The organism is Micromonospora sp. NPDC052213 (assembly GCF_040679695.1).
GTDB lineage: Bacteria > Actinomycetota > Actinomycetes > Mycobacteriales > Micromonosporaceae > Micromonospora.
In genome coordinates this window covers 16,594-34,899 of the sequence record NZ_JBFAVI010000066.1, presented here as the reverse complement: position 1 = coordinate 34,899, position 18,306 = coordinate 16,594, and the positions used below count along the sequence as shown (strand labels likewise).

The following is an 18,306-nucleotide window of genomic DNA, read 5'->3' as shown; positions in this document are numbered from 1 at the left end:
ACACCCCGCCCTCCCCTACCGCCCCCCCCGGCCGCCGGCGGCCCGGGGGCCGCCGGCCGGCGGGCGCGAGGGTGGTCCCGCCCCCCGCGTCCGCCGACCGTGGTCACCGGTGCGACCGGATCCGCCCCCGCCCCCCGGCGGTCCGCCCGGGAACCGGATCCGGCTCCCACGATGCCGGTCGTCGCAGCTCGGGAGTGTCACGGAAGTGATTTGAGGGGTGTACAGCAAGCGACAGGACAGTCATGATCTGATGTGTACCGCTACCGGACGCCGAACCGGTGTCAGTTCACCTCGTCGAGGGCCTTCAGGTTCACCCGGTGAGCGAGTTGTGGTCCTGGACCGGGGAGGGGTTGGGCCGTGGAAATGCGCCTGCCGGAGCCGGGTGACGCGCTCACGGGTGTGGAGATGTTCGCCGGGCTCGAGCCGGAGGTCCGGCAACGGGTCATCGCGGCGGCGGTCCCCCGGACGTACCGCAAGGGTCAGTTGCTGTTCGTGGAGAACGACCCCGGCGAGTCGCTGATCGTGCTGCGCCGGGGCGCGGTGGCGGTCTTCCGCACCGCGCCGACCGGCGAGCGCGCGGTGCTGTCGGTCATCCGCCCGCCCGACGTGCTGGGTGAGGTCTCCCTGCTCGACGCGTCCACCCGCTCGGCCTCGGCCGAGGCGATCGAGGACTGCGCGGCGCTCGCGCTGTCCCGGGGCGCGTTCATGGAGCTGGTGCACTCCAACCCGCGCATCCTCGACGCGGTGATGCGCTCGCTGGGCGGCCTGATCCGCCGGCTCACCGAGCAGAACGCCGACCACGTCTTCCTGGACCTGCCCGGCCGGGTGGCCAAGACGCTGGTGCGGCTGGCCGGCGAGAGCCAGGCCCCGATGATCACGATCGAGCTCAACCAGAGCCAGCTCGCCGAGATGGCCGGCGGCTCCCGGCAGAGCGTCAACCAGGCGATCGGGTCGTTCGCCAACCGCGGCTGGCTGCGCACCGAGGGCCGCCGGATCGTGGTCACCGACGTCGCGGCGCTGCGCCGCCGCGCCGGCATGAACGACCGCTGAGGCGTACCCGCCCAGCTCGCCGCACCGCCCCGTCGACCACGCGGGAAGGGGCCGGAGCGGTTGCTCCGGCCCCTTCCGTCGGTGCGGGCGTCAGGGCGTGGCGCTGCCCGGCCCGACCCAGTTGGTCGTGCTGCCCGGCCCGACCCACTCCGTGCCGTCCTTGCTGCCGCCGCCGGACTGCTCGCTGACGATCCCCTGCGCCTGCAGCGTCGCCAGCGTGGCGGCGTCCACGTCGACGGAGTCCCCGGCGAGGTGGCTCACCCCGTTGCTGTCGGTCCAGTCGCTCTGCAGCATCACGTACACCATCGGGCGTCCCCCTGTGGTCGTTGTTCGACAAATCAGCCGCCTGACTGTAGCCGCACGACCGGCCGGTGGACTGTCCACAAGCCAACAGCCCGGTACCCGACAGCTGGGGCCTGTGGTGATACTGGCACCGGATCGGTGCCGACCCCGGCGCCGGCGGGACCGCCAGTGGAGGGTGTCATCGCCACGCAGTGTGACCGCTGTGGACGCACGGCCGCCGCCGGCGACCGCTTCTGCGGCGGCTGCGGCAACGAGCTCGGCGCGGTGTGTCCGCACTGCCTCCGCCCGCTCGCCCGGGACGTGGCGTTCTGCACCTCCTGCGGCGCGCCCCGGCCCGGCACCGACCGGCGGGCGGCAGCCACGCAGGAGGACCGCCGCCGGGTCAGCGTGCTCTTCGTCGACCTGATCGACTTCACCCCGTACGTCGAGCGGGCCGACCCGGAGCTGGTCCGCGGCATGCAGACGGGGTTCTTCTCGGCCGCCCGCCGGGTCGTCGGCCAGTACGGCGGCGTGGTGGAGAAGTACATCGGCGACGCGGTGATGGCCCTGTTCGGGGCGCCGGTGGCGACCGAGACCGATGCGCTGCGCTGCGTCCGGGCCGGTCTGGAGCTGCAACGGGTGCTGACCCGCTTCACCCCCACCGGCGCGGACGCGCTGCGCTTCCGGGTCGGCGTGGCCACCGGCGAGGCGCTGGTGGACGTGGCCGCCGCCCGCGACGGCGGTCAGGCGATCGTCGCCGGTGACGTGGTCAACACGGCCTCCCGGATGCAGTCCGTCGCGCCGCCCGGCGGGGTGCTGGTCTGCGGCACCACCTACACGCTCACCCGGGACACCATCCGCTACTCGGAGCAGCCGCCGGTCATGCTGCGCGGGCGGTCGACGACGACCGAGGTGTGGCTGGCCCTCTCCCCCGTGCGCCGGCAGCCGACCGACCGGCAGCCGGACACCACGCCGCTCATCGACCGCGAACACGAGCTGGGGATGCTGGTCAACGCCCTGCACCGGTCGCTGCGCGACCGGCGCCCCCAGGTGGTGACCGTCTTCGGCCGGGCCGGGCTCGGCAAGAGCCGGCTGGTGCGCGAGCTGTACCGGCACGTGGACCGGCTGGTCGACGAGCCGCTGACCTGGCGTACCGGACGGTGCCCGCCGTTCGGCGAGAACGTGACGTTCGCGGCGCTGGCCGACATCGTCAAGGCCGAGGCCGGCATCCTGGACACCGACCCCGCGTCGACGGCCGCCCAGCGGCTCGCCTCGGCCGTCGGCGAGCTGGTCGGCCCGGGTGAGCGGGAACGCCTCGTGGACGCGCTGCGGCCGCTGGTCGGCCTGCCGGGGACCCCGCTGCCGGCCGAGGAGACCGAGTCGGCGTGGCGGCGCTTCCTGCTGGCGCTGGCCGCACGCCGGCCGACCGTGCTGGTCTTCGAGGACCTGCACTGGGCCGACGACGCCATGCTGCGCTTCGTGGAGCTGCTCGGCGCCGCCGCCCGGGACGTGCCGCTGCTGCTGCTCTGCACCGCCCGGCCGGAGCTGGTCGACCGGGACCCGAGCTGGGCGGGCACGATCACCGGCTCGGTGACCATCACCCTGCCGCCGCTGCGGGACACCGGCATCGCCTCGCTGTACGCCCACATGTTCGGCCAGGCGGCGTTCTCCGCCGACATGCTGACGCCGCTGGTGGAGGTGGCCGGCGGCAACCCGCTCTACGCCCACGAGTACGTGCGGATGCTCATCGAGCAGGGCGCGCTGCGCCAGTCCGGGCGGAGCTGGTCGCTGGAGAAGCACCTCGACCTGCCCATGCCGGAGAGCGTGCACGCCGTCATCGCCAACCGGATCGACCTGCTCGACGCCAACGAACGCACCGTGCTGCTGGCCGCCGCCGTGGTGGGCGTGCAGTTCTGGCCGGGCGCGGTGGCCGCCGCCCTGGGGCAGCCCGTCGAGTCGGTGGAGCGCGCGCTGCGCCGGCTGGAGCAGCGCGACTTCGTGCACGAGCAGGCCGCCTCGACCATGGCGGGGCAGCCGGAGTACCGGTTCCGGCACGTGCTGGTGCGCGACGTGTGCTACCAGCGGCTGCCCCGCACCGAGCGGGTGGCGCGGCACGAGCGCACGGCGGAGTGGCTGGACACGCTGTCGCAGAGCCGGGACACCGACCTGGCGGAGGTGCTCGCCCACCACCGCTGGGCGGCGCACGAGATCGCCCGGACGCTGGGCATGGACACCGCCCGGTACGCCGGCACCGCCCGCGCGGCGCTGCACCGGGCGGCCCGGCGGGCGTACGCGCTGCACAGCCTCGACGTGGCGGCGAGCCACGCGGGCCGGGCGCTCGGGCTGGCCGACGAGTCCGACCCGGTCGGCCACCTCCAGCTGGAGCTGCTCAGCACGGAGATCTCCTTCTACCGGGACGGCAACGCCTTCCTCTCCGGTGGTGGCCCCGAGCAGGTGCAGGCGCTCGCCGACCGGCTGCTGTCGCACGGCGACGAGGCCTGCGCGGCGCGCGCCTGGACGCTGCTCGGCCAGGCCGCGTGGCTGCGCGCCGACCGGCCCGCCGCGCTGGCCTGCCTGGACCGGGCCGTCCAGCTCTTCGCCCCGCTGCCCGACAGCCCGCAGAAGGCGGACGCCTACGCCGAGCTGGGCCGGCTGCACATGCTGAACTACGAGCGGGACCCGGCGGTGGCCGCGGCCGACCGGGCGGCGGAGATCGGCGAGCGGCTGGGGCTGACCGAGACCCGCACCAACGCCCGGATCACCTCCGCCACCGCCCGCTACCAGGCGGGCGACCGGTCGGGCCTGGACGAGCTGCACTCCATCGTCGAGGTCAGCCGCGCCAGCCAGCTGATCGCCCTGCCCCGCGCCATCCAGAACCTGGCGTACGCCGTCCGGGAGGAGGGCGACTGGCTGCGGTCGGACGCCCTGCTCTCGTCGTCGCCGACGCGCAAGGCCAGCGGGCAGACGCTGACCACGATTTCCTCCGCGGAGGCCATGCAGGCCTGGTTCGAGGGCGACTTCGGCCGGCTGCTCACCGCGGCCGAGGCGTTCGTGGACACCCCCACGGGAAGCTGGGACATGCAGGTCCGGGGCCTGCGCTCCTGCCTGCTGGTCCTGCGGGGCGAGCCGGTGCCGCCGGCCCGGTCCCAGGCCGACCCCGCCGCCGACGACGTCGCTGCCGCGCTCGACGCCGCCCGGCGCAGCGGCTTCCACCGGCTGCACTGGACCATGCTGGCGATGGGCGCGCTCTGCCGGGCGTTGCAGGGGCGCCGGGACGAGGCGGCGGCGCTGATCGACGAGCTGGCCACCTCCTGGTCGGCGGTGCCCGCCCTGGCCAGCGGCGAGTGGATCGCGGCGGCCGCCTACGCGGCCAGCCTCGCCGGGCGGGACGCCGCGGCCCGGGTGCGCGCGATGCTGGACCGGGTGGGCCACCGTACGCCCTGGTCGGAGGCGGCGCTGCGGACCGTGACCGGGGCGCTGGCCGCCGCGGACGGCGACCACGGGAGGGCCGCCGAGCTGCACCTGGCGGGCGCCGGGATCTACGCCGGCATCCCGGACGTGACCGACCGGATGCTGGCGCTCACCTTCGCGGCCGCGGAGCTGGAGCGGGCCGGCGAGCCGACGGCGGGCCGCCCGGAGCTGGCCGAGCTGCGCGCGTTCGCGCTGCGCAACGGCGCGCCGGGGCTGCTGGACCTGACCCGCCCGCCGGCGGCCCCCGCCAACCCCGCCCTGGCCTGCTGACCCGCCGCCGCGCGCGCGTGCGCGTCAGGCGGCGACCGGTTCGCGGGGGGTGGGGTCGGTCGGCTGGGTCTTCAGCTTCTGGGCGTACATGTCGACGTACTCGCGGCCGGAGAGCTCCATCAGCTCGTACATGATCTCGTCGGTGACCGCGCGCTCGACGAACCGGTCGCCGGTCATGCCGGCGTAGCGCGAGAAGTCCAGCGGCGCGCCGAACCGGATCCGCACCCGGGCGATCTTGGGGATCAGCTTGCCGGGCGGCTGGATCTCGTCGGCGTTGAGCATCGCCATCGGGATGACCGGGGCGCCGCTCTCCAGGGCCAGCCGGGCCACCCCGGTCTTGCCGCGGTAGAGCCGCCCGTCCGGCGAGCGGGTGCCCTCGGGGTAGATGCCGGCGATGCCGCCGGCGCGCAGCACCTGCAGCTGGGTGTCCAGCGCCGCCCTGGCCGCCCGGCCGCCGGAGCGGTCGACGGGGATGGTGCCGGAGCCGACGAAGAACATCTTCGTCAGCCAGCCCTTGATGCCCTTGCCGGTGAAGTATTCGGCTTTGGCGATGAATGTCACTTTTCGCTTGACGATCAACGGCGTGAAGATCGAGTCGGAGAACGACAGGTGGTTGCTGGCGAGGATCACCGGACCCGTGTCGGGCACGTGGTGCAGCCCCTCGACCTGTGGGCGGAAGATCAGCCTCAGCCACGGGCCGAGGATGACGTACTTCATCAGCCAGTACAGCACCGGTGTCCTTCTTCTGGAGGGGTCGCGACACCCGCGCCGCCGGGGCGGACCGGGTCGCCGGGCGGGCCCGACGACCCACGCGGGCGCTCCCGGCGGGCAGGCGACGTCAGGGATGAGCCTACGAACCGGGGGAGCGGCGCGCCACAACGCACTCCCGGAACCGGGTCCCGACGTGTCACGATTCAAGGCACGGTGCCCGAGGCGGTGCCGAGGGGGCTCAGGCGACCGCGCCGCGGGCGCGTGATGAGGAGGATGTCCGGTGTCAGCGGGTGGGGCCCGCCGGGGACGGCGGGACAACGGGCTCGACGCGAGCGAGTACGCCGTCGCCGGCGACGTGGATCCGCGCGTCGGCGAGCACCTGCTCGACGTCCTCGCCGCCGGCGGGATCGCGGCCTACCTGCAGCCCTCGGCCGACCTGAACCCGGTCACCCGCACCACCACCGTCCCCGCCCGGCCCGTCGACCGGCTCTACGTCGACCGGTCGCACCTGACCACCGCGCGGGACTACCTGACCCAGCTCGCCGACGAGACGGCCACCGACCGGTCCCGCGACGCGGAGCCGGACATCGACGCCGAGTGGGCCCGGATCGTCGCCGGCTTCCACACCACCCCCGCGCCGGGCGACAACCCGTGGCCCGCCGCAGAGGACGTGGACGAGCCGCCGGGGCCCGCCACGGGCCCGGTGACCCTCGCCGCGCCGGACGAGCCCGCGGGGCCGACCGCCACCGACGTGCGCCGGCTGCCGTACGCCGCGGACGTCTCGGGGATCTCCGTCGGCCCGGGCCGCCAGGACGAGCCCTCGCTGCTGGACGGGCTGGACACCTTCGGCGCGGACCTGCCCGACGGCGACGCGGACGACGAGCGCTACACCCCGCCGCCGCCCCCGCCCCTGCCGCGCTTCTCCAAGTACACGGTGGTCGGCGTCCTGGCGATCGTGGTCGGCTTCGTGCTGTTCCTGTTCCCGTCGATCTTCCCGGTGGCCGACCCCTCGGTCGTCAACCTGTTCGGCTTCACCGGCATCCTCGCCGGCTTCGTCGCGTTGATCTGGCGGCTGCGCCCCGGCGGCGACGAGGACCACGACCCGGACGACGGCGCGGTCGTCTGACCGCCCGGGCCGGGCGGGAGCCGCGCCCGCATCCCGGGACGACCGCCGCCCACGCCGCGATCGTGACAGTGGTGTAACTTACTGTCAGTAGGAATACCGCTGTCCGTCACTTCCCTCGCTGACTGCCCGGTTGTTCCTCCCTTGCGGCGGTCACTCCTCTGCGGATCGGAATGCCCGATATGCGACAGAGTTCCCTCGTGGTGGTCGCCAACCGCCTGCCCATCGACGACGGCGCGGCCCCGGACGGCGCGTGCGAGTGGCGCCGCAGCCCCGGCGGCCTGGTCAGCGCCCTGCACCCCCTGCTGCGGCACACCCCGGCGACCTGGGTGGGCTGGGCCGGCGGCACGGGGCCGGCGCCCGCCGTGCCCGACGTGGACGGCGTGCGGATGCACACCGTGCCGCTCAGCGGCGACGAGCTGCGCGACCACTACGAGGGCTTCGCCAACGCCACCCTGTGGCCGCTCTACCACGACTCGGTGGAGCAACCGGAGCACCACCGCCGCTGGTGGGAGGCGTACCAGCGGGTCAACCAGCGGTTCGCCGAGTCGACCGCCCAGGTGGCCGAGCCCGGCGCGATGGTCTGGGTGCAGGACTACCACCTCCAACTGGTGCCCGGCCTGCTCCGGGCGCTCCGGCCGGACCTGCGGATCGGCTTCTTCCTGCACGTGCCGTTCCCGCCGCCCGAGCTGTTCATGCAGCTCCCCCGCCGCGCCGAGTTGCTGCGCGGCATGCTCGGCGCCGACCTGGTCGGCTTCCAGCGGGCCCAGGCCGCGCACAACTTCGCCCAACTGGTGGCCAAGGTGCTCCAGTTCCCCGCCACCGACCGGCGGATCGCCGTCGACGACCGGGTGGTCCGGATCGGCGCGTTCCCCGTCTCCATCGACACGGTCGAGATGGCCGCGCTCGCCGCCCGGCCCGACGTGGCCGACCGGGCCCGCCGGCTGCGCCACGATCTCGGCAGCCCCGAGCAGGTGATCCTCAGCGTCGACCGGATGGACTACACCAAGGGCATCGAGCAGCGGCTCAAGGCGTACAGCGAGCTGCTCGCCGCCGGGCACGTCAAGGTGCGCGACACCGTGCTGGTGCAGGTGGCGGTGCCGAGCCGGGAACGGGTCGGGCAGTACCAGATCCTCCGCGAGCGGGTGGAGCGCGAGGTCGGGCGGATCAACGGCGAGTTCGGCCGGGTCGGCGAGCCGGCGATCCACTACCTGACCCAGCCGTTCGACCGGGCCGAGCTGGCCGCCCTCTACCGGGTCGCCGACGTGATGGCGGTGACCCCGCTGCGGGACGGGATGAACCTCGTCGCCAAGGAATACGTGGCCGCCCGGGTCGACGACGCGGGCGCGCTGCTGCTCAGCGAGTTCGCCGGCGCCGCCGCCGAGCTGCCGCAGGCGTACCTGGTCAACCCGCACGACCTGGAGGGGCTCAAGCAGGGGCTGCTCTCGGCGCTGCGGGCGAGCCCCGACGACGTCGGCGCGCGGATGCGGGCCATGCGGGCGCACCTGCACCGGCACGATATCCGGGCCTGGGCCCGCTCCTACCTCTCGGCGCTGGACGAGAGCGGCTCGCTGCTCACCCGGCTGGGCGCCGCCGACTGACGCCGGAAGACGGGGCCCGGGGTCAGGGCCGGCTGTCCGGGGCCGGGTCCTTCGCCAGCCAGTCCAGGATCGCGTCGACCGGCTCCCGCCACCGGGCGTCGAGCATCATGTCGTGCCCCATGCCGGGGAAGAGCAGCGGCGCCGAGCCGTACCGCCGGGCCGCCCGGGTCAGCGCCGCCGCCGGGACCACCCGGTCGTCCGGGCTGCCGAGCACCAGCACCGGCGGGTCGCCCACCGCGGGCTCCGCGGCCCGCCCGGTCAGCAGCTGCCACTGGGCCCGTCGGCTCGCCCGCCCCAGCCGGGCCGCGTACCGCCGGGCCTCGGCCTCGGGCAGCTCCCGGCTGAACAGCTGGCGGCGGTGCAGGCGCAGCGGCCCGCCGAACACCGCCGGCAGCGTGCCGAGCGGATTGCGGCGCAGCGCCGCGCCGAACGTCGCCCAGCCGCCGAGCACCGGCGCGACCAGCACGCCGGCCCGGGCCGGGTAGCGGGCCAGCGCGTGCGCGACCACCAGGGCCCCGGCGCCGTGCCCCACCAGCACCGCCTGGCGCGGCAGGCCCGCCGCCGCCTGCGCCACGTCGTGGGCGTACGCCCGCAGCGTCGCCTCCGGCGCCGGGCCGCTGCCGCCGTGCCCACGCAGGCTCAGCGCGTACGCCGGGAAACCCCGGGACGCGGCGTGGCCCAGCCAGTGCTCGGCGAACGCCCACGCGCCGTGCCCGAAGCCCGGCACGAACAGCAGCGGCGGTCGCCCCTCCTCGAGCTCGGGGGCCACGCCGAGCACCTCACGCCGGACCGGGCGGACCGGGCGCGCCCACTCCCGCCCCCGCATGATCCGCACCTGCTGACTCACTGCTCCGGCCTTTCGTTCGCGACTGCGGGGCTCCGCTGCGCTGCACTCCTCGCGCTCACCGGTCCGGCCTTTCGTTCGCGACTGCGGGGCTCCGCTGCGCTGCACTCCTCGCGCTCACTGCTCCGGCCTTTCGTTCGCGACTGCGGGGCTCCGCTGCGCCACGCTCATCGGGCACCCTCCAGGTCGCGCAGGGCGCGCTGGACGGCGCGCAGGTAGTCGGCGTGGCCGACCTCGAACCAGTGCCGGCTGCTGTCCTTGACGGGCCCCGCGTAGCGCTCCCCCGCCCTCGCCGTCACCCGGGCGGCGAAGGCCGCCGCCCGGTCGGGACGGGTCAGGCGCAGCCGCAGCAGCCGGGCGAAGAGCACCGTCTGCCAGTGCGACAGCGGGAAGACACCCGAGTCCGGCTGCACCAGCCCGGCGACGGCGAGCGTGGGATGGCCGGGGACGAAGGCGTTGAGCCAGAGCGTGGGCCGGCCCGTCCCCGCGTCGTCGCCGAGCACCTTGGGGTCGAGGAACTCGAAGCGCGGCAGGTAGCCGGTGGCGAAGACGACCAGCTCCGGGTCGATCTCCCGGCCGTCGGCCAGCTCCACGGCGTACGGGTGGAAGCGGGCGACGTCCGGCACCGGGGAGATCCCGCCGTGGCCCACGTAGTAGACGAGCTGGCTGTTGGCGATCGGGTGCGTCTCGTACACCCGGTGGTCGGGCTTCGGCAGGCCGAACCGGGTCAGGTCGCCCACGGTCAGCCGCAGCGTCCAGTGGTAGAGCCACTGCCGCACCCGCAGCGGCACCCGCAGCGCCAGCAGCGCGTCGTTGACCTGGTCCGCCGGGCGGCCGAGGACGTACTTGGGGGCGTACCAGTAGCCACGGCGGGTGGAGTGCCAGCAGTGCGACGCCTGCTGGGCGGCCTCGACGGCGATGTCGCAGCCGGTGTTGCCGGCGCCGACCACGAGCACCCGCTTGCCGCGCAGCTGCGCCGGGTCCTTGTAGGACGAGGCGTGCACGACCTCGCCCCGGAACTCCTCCAACCCCTCGTAGCGGGGCAGCTTCGGCGACCAGTTGTGCCCGTTGGCGACCACCACCGCCGCGTAGCGGGAGGTGCGCTCCGGGCCGTAGCCGCCCGTGCTGCGGGTGGTCACGTCCCAACGGTCCCCCTCGGCCGGCTCCACCCGGACGACCTCGGTGCCGAACCAGACGTGCGCCCGCAGGTCGAAGTGGTCGGCGTACCGCTCCAGATACGACAGGAGCTGGCTGTGGTGCGGGTAGTCGGGCCAGTCGTCGGGCATCGGGAAGTCGGGGAACTGGGTGAACGGCCGGGACGAGATCAGGTGCGTGCTCGCGTACACCGGGCTGCGGTCGTGCCGCCAGTTCCAGGCCCCGCCGACGCCGGTCTCCCGCTCGTAGCAGTCGACGCCGAACCCGTGTTCCTTCAGGTTCTTGACGGCGACGAGCCCGCTGGCCCCCGCGCCGATGACGCAGACGGTGTCGCCCCGGTCGGAGACCGGCCGACCGTCGCGGGTCAGGGCGAGCGTGCTCGCCTCCGGGTCGGGCCGGCCGTGATCGGTGGAGGTGGACACCGGGATCTCCTTTTGTGCGGCACGAGGGCCGGGTCGCGCAGCATCCTCTCCACTACGGAGCGGGATGTCCAGCCCCGGGGCGCGGACGACGGTCAGCCGGCCCCGGGCAGCAGCAGGTCGACGAGGACCGGGAAGTGGTCGCTGGCCCGGCGGGTCTGCGGGGTGTCGACCACGTCGTAGTCGACCACCGTGACGCGCGGGTCGACGAAGAGGGCGTCGATCCGCCGCCGGGGGCTCGCGCACGAGTAGGTGAGCCGGTCGGCCCGGTCCATCGCCACGGCGGCGTCGGTCAGCCCGCCCGCCACGGTGGCCCACGCCGGCCCGTCCGGCCCCTCGTTCAGGTCGGCCGCGGCGATCACCGGCGTGGTGGCGGCGTCGAGGTCGCGTTTGAACAGCGCGGCCTGCCCGGGCCGCTCGGCCGGGTCGGTGGACAGGTGCGAGCCGGCCACGGTGAACCGGGCGCCACCGGCGACCACGCACTCGGCGTACGCGGCGCCGCGCAGGTGCCGGCCCGGGGTGAGCGGGAAGCGTCGGCACCGGGTGTCCAGCACCCGCACCCGCAGGCTGGTCAGCAGCAGGTTGCCCAGCGCGGGCAGCCCGCCGGCGGCCACCACCAGGCCGAACGACTCGGCCAGCGCGGCCGACTTCTGCCGCCACCGGAACCGGCGCGGCCCCTCCTGCACGACCACCACGTCCGGCCGGGCGGCGCGGACCACCGCCGCCAACGCGGCCGTGTCGTCCCGTTGACCGTGGATGTTGTACGACACGACGCGCAGCGGCACACCCGGGCTCTGCGTCACGGCCCGCCTCAGATCCGGCGGGCCAGGTCGGCGGCGCCGATGACGCCGGCGGTGTTGCCCAGCTCGGCCGGGCGGATCTCGGCCACCGGAAGCCGGCTGCGCTGGGCGAGCGCCTCGGTGAACGACCGGCGGGTCGGGCCGAGCAGCAGGTCACCGGCGTCGATCACGCCGCCGCCGACGACGAGGACCTGCGGGTCGAGGATCTGCGCCATGTCGGCGAGGCTGGTGCCGAGCCAGCGCCCGACCTGCGCGAACGCCTCGGTGGCGACCGGGTCGCCGCCCTGCGCCGCGGCGGTCACCATGCGCCCGGTGATCGCCTCGGCGTCGCCGCCGGACAGCTCCAGCAGGGCCACGGCGCGGTGCGGCTCCTGCCGGGCGGCCGCGCGGGCGAACCGCACCAGGGCGCTGCCGCTCGCGTACTGCTCGATGCAGCCGAGCCGGCCGCAGCCGCACTGGTGGCCGTCCGGCACGGTGAGCATGTGGCCCAGCTCGGCGGCGATGCCGTTGGCGCCGCGCAGCAGTTCGCCGCCGAGCACGATGCCGCCGCCGACGCCGGTGCCGATGGTGAACATGACCATCGAGTCGTCGGCGTCCCGGGCCGCGCCGTGGCGGAACTCCGCCCAGGCCGCGACGTTGGCGTCGTTCTCCACGATCACCGGCAGGCCGGTCGCGGCGCTGACGTAGTCCCGCAGCGGCTCGTCGCGCCAGGCGAGGTTCGGGGCGAACAGCACGGTGGAACGGCCGGCGTCGATCCAGCCGGCCGCGCCGATGCCGACCGCCTCGATCGACCGCCCGACGGACAACTCGGTGACCAGTTCGATGATGACGTCCCGGGTCTTGGCGACGTCGTCGGCGGGGGTGTCCCGTCGGGCCTGCACGAGGACCGTGCCGGCGGCGTCCACGACACCACCGGCCACCTTCGTGCCACCGACGTCGACTCCGATGGTCAGCGTCACCGCTGCCACTCCCCTCTGCTGTGCTGCCCGCGCCCGCGCCGCCGGACGACCGGCGCGTGGTCGGGATGTGCGATTGGTCAGGCCGCGTCGCCTGGTGGGTGCTCGCCTGCGTCGCCGGGTGCCCGCGTCGCGGGCACCACGGGACGGTCGGCGGACGTCCGCACGGTCGCCGCGACGGCCGGCCCGGCGGCGTCGACGGGCGGTGCGGCGGCCGGGACGGCCATCTCCTCCGCCCGGGTGGCGGCGGACCAGACGTCCCGCTCCGCTGCCGGCTGAGAATCATGCCCGCTACGGGTGGCCTCGCGCCAGACGTGGTCGTCCGCGCCATCCGGTTCGGCGGTCGACGCCGCTGCGGCGGCCGGCTCGGCGGGGGGCTCCGGCGGGGCGAACGCGCGCAGCAGGCTGGCCACGCCGGCGGCCAGGTCGCCGGCGCCGGTGGCGAGGCGCTCGGCGAATTCCGGACTCGGATCGCGCAACGCGGCGATGCCCCGACAGACCGGGCAGACGCAGCACTCCGGCCCGCCGGTGGCGAAGCCGCCCCCGGATCCCCCGGTGGGCTCGCCCGGGGCGGCGCTGTGACCGAGGACACCCGACACGATCCCACCGAGCGGACCCCACGGGCCCGTCCCGGAGCCGGACGTCGCGAGGCGCGCGCCGGCCAGCAGCGTGGCGACCAGCCGTTCCGCCTCTTCCCGGGCCGAACCCGGATCCGTTGCACCCATGGTCGGCTCCTCTACCCTGCCGCCGGACGCGTCACTGCGCCGCACCGGGTGCTTCTACCCGGCGCTTGAGCTGCTTCAACGCGGTATCCATGATCATTTTCTCGGCCTTGCGGCGGAACATCCCGAGCATCCCGACCGAGAGCTCGACCTCAAGGGTGTAGGTCACGGTCGTCGTGCCGTCCGGGTTGCCCACCAGGTCGTACGAGCCGCGCTGGGACTTCTGCATCTTCGAGGGCGCCACCAGGTGCCACTCGATCCGGGAGAGGTCCTCGGCGTACTCGTAGGCCAGCACGTACTCGTCGGCCATCACCCCGGCGTCGATGACGAACCGGACCTGGCTGGCGTAGCCGTCCTCGTACTCCTCGATCACCTCCGCCCGCCGCACCGCTTCGGTCCACTCGGGGTAGCTCGGGAAGTCGCAGACGACCGCCGCCACCCGTTCCGGTGGCGCGCCGACGACGATCGACTGGGTGGAGGAGTCCGCCATGGGGGGAGGCTACCCGGCGCCGGCCGCGCGTACGCCGCGCCGCCCCCGCACGCACCGGGGGCGTGTCCCCCGCCGACAGGGCGAGCACCGGGGCTACCTGCCTATTCGCCCCGGCCGCCGAGACGGGTAGGTTTCGACAGAGCCGACCCGTGGTGGCGGCCGGCACGGCCAGTGAGCACGAGGGAGTGCAGGTGCGCGAGTTCTCCGTCCCGCCGATCGTCACCGTCGGCGACGCGGCCAACCTCACCGATCCGGTCTGGGAAAACGCCGAGGTCGCCCCGGACGCGGTCCAGTTCGTCCGCCCGAGCGGTGCGGCGGACGGCGGGACGACCTGGGCCGACGTCACCTGCCGGCAGTTCCGCGACGAGGTCGTCGCGGCGGCCCGGGGCCTGGTCGCCGCCGGCGTCCAGCCGGGCGACCGGGTCGGCCTGATGAGCCGCACCCGCTACGAGTGGACCCTGCTGGACTACGCGATCTGGGCGGCCGGCGCGGTCACCGTGCCGATCTACGAGAGCTCCAGCGCCGAGCAGGCCGCGTGGATCCTCGCCGACTCCGGTGCGGTGGCCTGCGTGGTGGAGAGCAACGCCCACGCCACCCTGGTCGCGGGCCTGCGGGACCGGCTGCCCGAGCTGCGGCACCTCTGGCAGATCGACCTGGGCGCGGTGGACGACCTGGTCCGCTCCGGCGCGTCGGTCGACCCGACCGAGATCGACCGGCGGCGCGCCGCCGTACGCGCCGACGACCTCGCCACCGTCATCTACACCAGCGGCACCACCGGCCGCCCCAAGGGCTGCGTCCTCACCCACCGGAACATGTACGCCGACATCGCCAACGCGGTGCCGGTGCTGCCGAACCTCTTCCGGCCCGACGCGTCGACCCTGCTCTTCCTCCCGCTGGCGCACGCCTTCGCCCGGCTGATCCAGATCGGCGTGGTCCAGGCGCGGGCCACCATGCGGCACTGCGCGGACACCAGGAACCTGGTCGCCGAGCTGCAGGACTTCCGTCCCACCTTCGTGCTCTCGGTGCCCCGGGTGTTCGAGAAGGTCTACAACGGGGCCAAGCAGAAGGCCGAGGCGGACGGCAAGGGCAGGATCTTCGCCCGCGCCGAGCAGGTCGCCATCTCGTACAGCGAGGCCCTGGAGACCGCCGGCGGCCCCGGCCTGGCGCTACGCGTGCAGCACGCGCTCTTCGACAGGCTGGTCTACCGCAAGCTGCGGGCGGCGCTCGGCGGCCGGTGCCGCGACGCGATCTCCGGCGGCGCCCCGCTCGGCGCCCGGCTGGGCCACTTCTTCCGCGGCATCGGCGTCAGCGTCTGCGAGGGGTACGGCCTGACCGAGACCTCCCCCGCCGCCGCCGCGAACCTGCCCGACGCCACCCGGATCGGCACGGTCGGCCGGCCGCTGCCGGGCGTGACGATCCGGATCGACGACGACGGGGAGATCCTGATCTCCGGCGACCTGGTCTTCCGCGGCTACTGGGGCAACGAGGAGGCGACCGCCGAGGTGCTCAGCCCGGACGGCTGGTTCCGCACCGGCGACCTGGGCCACCTCGACGCCGACGGCTTCCTGAGCATCACCGGCCGGAAGAAGGAGATCATCGTGACGGCCGGCGGCAAGAACGTCGCCCCGGCCGTGCTGGAGGACCAGGTGCGGGCGCACCCGCTGGTCAGCCAGTGCCTGGTCGTCGGCGACCGGCAGCCGTTCATCGCCGCGCTGGTCACCCTCGACGAGGAGGCGCTGCCCCGGTGGCTGTCCTCCGCGGGGCTGCCGGCGGACACCCCGGTCGAGAAGCTGCGCGAGCACGAGGGGCTGCGGGCGGAGATCCAGGGCGCGATCGACACCGCCAACCAGGCGGTCTCCAAGGCCGAGGCGATCAAGGTGTTCCGGATCCTGCCCCGCGACTTCACCGAGGCGACCGGCGAGCTGACGCCGTCGCTGAAGGTCAAGCGCCAGGTCGTGCACAAGTCGTACGCGGCGGAGATCGCCGACATCTACCGACGCTGACTACCATCCGTCACGTGCCCGCCTCGACGCCCACCCGGCCCCAGCCGCATCCCCTCGCCGCCGCGGCGCGCGTGGTCATGCTGGCGCTCGTCGCCGTCCTGACCCTGTTCGCCACGCGCGACGTCACCCAGCTCTGGTGGGTGGCGCTGCTCGCCGCCGCCGGGCTGCCCGCGCTGCTGGCACCCGCGCACCGGCTGGTCGGCCCGCTCAGCCGGGTGGCCGAGGTGGTGGTGCTGGGGCTGGCCGCGAGCCAGGTCGCCGCCGTCGCGACCATCGGCGGGGACGTCGGCGGGCTGGGCGCCTCCGCGGTGCTGCCCTACCTGGCGGTCCCGGTGACCGTCACCGCGCTGCGCCGCCGGTTCGCCGAGGGCGCCGCCCTGCTGGCGGTCACCGCGGCCACCCTGCTGGTGGCCGGCGCGCTCACCGGGGTCGACAGCGGCCGGCAGATCGGCCAGCTCGGCTACCTCGCGGTCTGCGCCCAGTGGCTGATCCTGGCCGGGCTCGGCCTCTACGCGGCCGGCACCCTGCACCGGCTGATGCAGGTCCGCAACGACGGCAAACCCCAGCCGTACGCCGAGGCGACCCGGCTGCTCACCCAGCTGCGCACGGTGGCGCGGCAGCTGCCCGGGGCCACCCTCGACCCGGGCGGCATCTCCGAGCACCTGCTCGAGGAGCTGCGCGCGGTGGCGCGGGCGGACCGGGCGGCGGTGCTGTCGGCCAGCGGCGGCGGCCGGCTCGTGGTGCTCGCCCAGGTGGGCGTGGACCGGGTGGACTGGGAGACGACGCTGGACGCGGACTCGGCGATCGCCGACGCGTGGGCCAGCCAGCAGCCGCACACCGCCGCCCGCTCGCAGGCCCGGTCGCACCGGGGCGGCGAGGTCTCCGCGCTGATCGTGCCGCTGGTGGCCGGGGTGCGCACGGTCGGCCTGGTGGTGCTGGAGGCGGACGCGGCGCAGGCGTACCCGGCCGGGGTGGTGTCCCGGGTGACCGGGCTGACCCGCCCGGCCGCGCTCCGGCTGGAGGCGGCGCTGCTCTTCGACGAGGTCCGCTCGCTGGCCACCAACGAGGAGCGGCAGCGGCTGGCCCGGGAGATCCACGACGGGGTGGCACAGGAGCTGGTGATGGTCGGCTACGGCATCGACAACGCCCTGGCCACCGTGCACGACGACGCCGAGGAGACCGCCGAGAGCCTGCGCGCGCTGCGCCACGAGGTGACCCGGGTGATCACCGAGCTGCGGCTGAGCCTGTTCGAGCTGCGCAGCGAGGTCGACCGGCACGGCGGGCTGGCCGCCGCGATCGCCGAGTACGCCCGCACGGTCGGCGCCTCCGGCGGACTGCGGGTCCACCTCTCCCTGGACGAGTCCACCGCCCGGCTGCCGGCCGCCACCGAGGCCGAACTGCTGCGCATCGCCCAGGAGGCGGTCACCAACGCGCGCAAGCACGCCGGAGCCGCGAATCTGTGGGTCACCTGCGAGGTCGACCCCCCATACGCGCAGATCGAAGTGTCGGATGACGGTCAGGGGATCGCTGACCAGCGCTCGGACGGGCACTACGGTCTTGCGATCATGGCCGAGAGGGCGGAACGTATCCGGGGCCGGTTGGAGATCAGGCCGCGGCAACCGAGCGGCACGACCGTCGCGGTGGTGCTCGGCTCGTCGCCCCGGCGCGATAACGTGCGCGGTAGCGTAGCGGCAGCAGAAGGGGAGTAACCCGAGGATGACCACAAGTCCGACACCGGCGACCCGTACCAAGGTCCTCCTTGTCGACGATCACGACCTGATCCGCAAGGGCCTGCGGCACGCGTTCGAGCGTGACCGGCAGTTCGAGGTCGTCGGCGAGGCCGCCACGGCGGCGGAGGGCGTACGCCAGGCCGGTGCGCTGCAGCCGGATGTGGTGATCATGGACCTGCGGCTGCCCGACGGCAGCGGTCTGGAGGCCACCCGGGCGCTTCGCAAGTCGAGCGCCTCGATGGGCATCGTCGTGCTCACCATGTACGCCGGCGACGACCAGCTCTTCGGCGCCCTGGAGGCCGGGGCGAGCGCGTTCGTGCCCAAGACGGCGCCGGCCGACGAGGTCGTCGCCGCCGCCCGGCACGCCGCCTCCTCCCCCAGCGCCTTCACCGCCGCCGACCTGGCCGAGGCGATGAAGCGCCGGCTGGCCCCCTCCGGGCCGCAGCTGTCCCCCCGCGAGGGCCAGGTGCTGCGGCTGCTCGCCGACGGGATGAGCGTGGCGGGCATCGCCAAGCAGCTCTTCGTCAGCGAGTCCACCGCCAAGACCCACATCTCGAAGCTCTACGAGAAGCTGGGTGCGGCCAACCGGGCGCAGGCGCTGATGACCGCGCTGCGGCTGGGCCTGCTCGAGGCTCCGGACGCCCCGAAGTTCTGAACGGTTCCCTCCGGGAGCCCAGCG

At 74.7% G+C, this 18,306-nt stretch carries 15 protein-coding genes; 7 read left to right on the top strand and 8 right to left on the bottom strand.

The annotated features are described in order from the left end of the window. Positions 1–357 precede the first annotated feature (357 nt). Positions 358–1,050, top strand: a complete 693-nt coding sequence (locus AB0L34_RS17795; RefSeq protein WP_350707996.1) for a Crp/Fnr family transcriptional regulator — start codon at positions 358–360, stop codon at positions 1,048–1,050. A 90-nt stretch (positions 1,051–1,140) separates the two neighbouring features. On the opposite strand, the gene AB0L34_RS17790 is transcribed toward AB0L34_RS17795, so the two are convergent. Further along, positions 1,141–1,344 carry a hypothetical protein gene (locus AB0L34_RS17790; protein ID WP_357451298.1) on the bottom strand — a complete coding sequence of 68 codons (204 nt, stop codon included), beginning with the start codon at positions 1,342–1,344 and terminating at the stop codon, positions 1,141–1,143. 177 nt (positions 1,345–1,521) lie between these two features. Here AB0L34_RS17790 and AB0L34_RS17785 point away from each other — a divergent pair, with 177 nt between their 5' ends. Further along, a complete protein-coding gene (locus AB0L34_RS17785; RefSeq protein ID WP_363705502.1) occupies positions 1,522–5,073 on the top strand; it encodes an adenylate/guanylate cyclase domain-containing protein in 3,552 nt (1,183 codons plus the stop codon). Positions 5,074–5,097: 24 nt separating this feature from the next. Here the strand turns inward: AB0L34_RS17785 and AB0L34_RS17780 are convergent, their stop codons facing one another. Next, positions 5,098–5,805, bottom strand: a complete 708-nt coding sequence (locus tag AB0L34_RS17780) for a lysophospholipid acyltransferase family protein (protein WP_363705501.1) — start codon at positions 5,803–5,805, stop codon at positions 5,098–5,100. A 259-nt stretch (positions 5,806–6,064) separates the two neighbouring features. On the opposite strand from AB0L34_RS17780, the gene AB0L34_RS17775 reads away from it, so the two are divergent. Then, positions 6,065–6,910 (top strand): DUF308 domain-containing protein, encoded by an 846-nt coding sequence (locus AB0L34_RS17775; RefSeq protein ID WP_363705500.1) that lies wholly within the window; start codon positions 6,065–6,067, stop codon positions 6,908–6,910. A 179-nt stretch (positions 6,911–7,089) separates the two neighbouring features. Beyond that, positions 7,090–8,508 carry a trehalose-6-phosphate synthase gene (locus AB0L34_RS17770; protein WP_350707989.1) on the top strand — a complete coding sequence of 473 codons (1,419 nt, stop codon included), beginning with the start codon at positions 7,090–7,092 and terminating at the stop codon, positions 8,506–8,508. 22 nt (positions 8,509–8,530) lie between these two features. Here the strand turns inward: AB0L34_RS17770 and AB0L34_RS17765 are convergent, their stop codons facing one another. From AB0L34_RS17765 to AB0L34_RS17740, 6 genes are all read right to left on the bottom strand, one after another. Further along, positions 8,531–9,355, bottom strand: a complete 825-nt coding sequence (locus AB0L34_RS17765) for an alpha/beta fold hydrolase (protein ID WP_357451284.1) — start codon at positions 9,353–9,355, stop codon at positions 8,531–8,533. 164 nt (positions 9,356–9,519) lie between these two features. After that, positions 9,520–10,929, bottom strand: coding sequence for an NAD(P)-binding domain-containing protein (locus AB0L34_RS17760; RefSeq protein WP_363705499.1), 1,410 nt, complete (start codon positions 10,927–10,929; stop codon positions 9,520–9,522). A 92-nt stretch (positions 10,930–11,021) separates the two neighbouring features. After that, positions 11,022–11,729: an endonuclease/exonuclease/phosphatase family protein gene (locus AB0L34_RS17755; RefSeq protein ID WP_357693155.1), complete on the bottom strand. Its 708-nt coding sequence runs from the start codon at positions 11,727–11,729 to the stop codon at positions 11,022–11,024. Between the two features lie 8 nt (positions 11,730–11,737). Then, entirely contained in the window at positions 11,738–12,685 is a 948-nt protein-coding gene (locus AB0L34_RS17750; protein ID WP_357451275.1) for an ROK family glucokinase, read from the bottom strand. A gap of 77 nt (positions 12,686–12,762) precedes the next feature. Continuing rightward, positions 12,763–13,407: a hypothetical protein gene (locus AB0L34_RS17745; RefSeq protein ID WP_363705498.1), complete on the bottom strand. Its 645-nt coding sequence runs from the start codon at positions 13,405–13,407 to the stop codon at positions 12,763–12,765. Positions 13,408–13,438: 31 nt separating this feature from the next. After that, complete coding sequence (locus AB0L34_RS17740) at positions 13,439–13,894, bottom strand: SRPBCC family protein (RefSeq protein WP_350707977.1); 456 nt, start codon at positions 13,892–13,894, stop codon at positions 13,439–13,441. A 191-nt stretch (positions 13,895–14,085) separates the two neighbouring features. Here AB0L34_RS17740 and AB0L34_RS17735 point away from each other — a divergent pair, with 191 nt between their 5' ends. The 3 genes from AB0L34_RS17735 to AB0L34_RS17725 are packed head-to-tail and all read left to right on the top strand — an operon-like array spanning position 14,086 to position 18,282. Then, positions 14,086–15,897, top strand: coding sequence for an AMP-dependent synthetase/ligase (locus tag AB0L34_RS17735; protein ID WP_363705497.1), 1,812 nt, complete (start codon positions 14,086–14,088; stop codon positions 15,895–15,897). Positions 15,898–15,911: 14 nt separating this feature from the next. Further along, entirely contained in the window at positions 15,912–17,606 is a 1,695-nt protein-coding gene (locus AB0L34_RS17730) for a sensor histidine kinase (protein WP_363705496.1), read from the top strand. A gap of 7 nt (positions 17,607–17,613) precedes the next feature. Then, the gene (locus AB0L34_RS17725; protein ID WP_007072219.1) at positions 17,614–18,282 is read left to right on the top strand and encodes a response regulator transcription factor; all 669 of its coding nucleotides are present in this window, start codon (positions 17,614–17,616) and stop codon (positions 18,280–18,282) included. Positions 18,283–18,306: the final 24 nt, after the last annotated feature.

What these genes read in the sequence shown, in the direction of transcription:
- AB0L34_RS17790 (WP_357451298.1), bottom strand. Translation starts at nt 1,344, where the DNA reads ATGCTGCAGAGCGACTGGACCGACAGCAACGGGGTGAGCCACCTCGCC.
- AB0L34_RS17770 (WP_350707989.1), top strand. Translation starts at nt 7,090, where the DNA reads ATGCGACAGAGTTCCCTCGTGGTGGTCGCCAACCGCCTGCCCATCGAC.
- AB0L34_RS17745 (WP_363705498.1), bottom strand. Translation starts at nt 13,407, where the DNA reads ATGGGTGCAACGGATCCGGGTTCGGCCCGGGAAGAGGCGGAACGGCTG.
- AB0L34_RS17740 (WP_350707977.1), bottom strand. Translation starts at nt 13,894, where the DNA reads ATGGCGGACTCCTCCACCCAGTCGATCGTCGTCGGCGCGCCACCGGAA.
- AB0L34_RS17725 (WP_007072219.1), top strand. Translation starts at nt 17,614, where the DNA reads ATGACCACAAGTCCGACACCGGCGACCCGTACCAAGGTCCTCCTTGTC.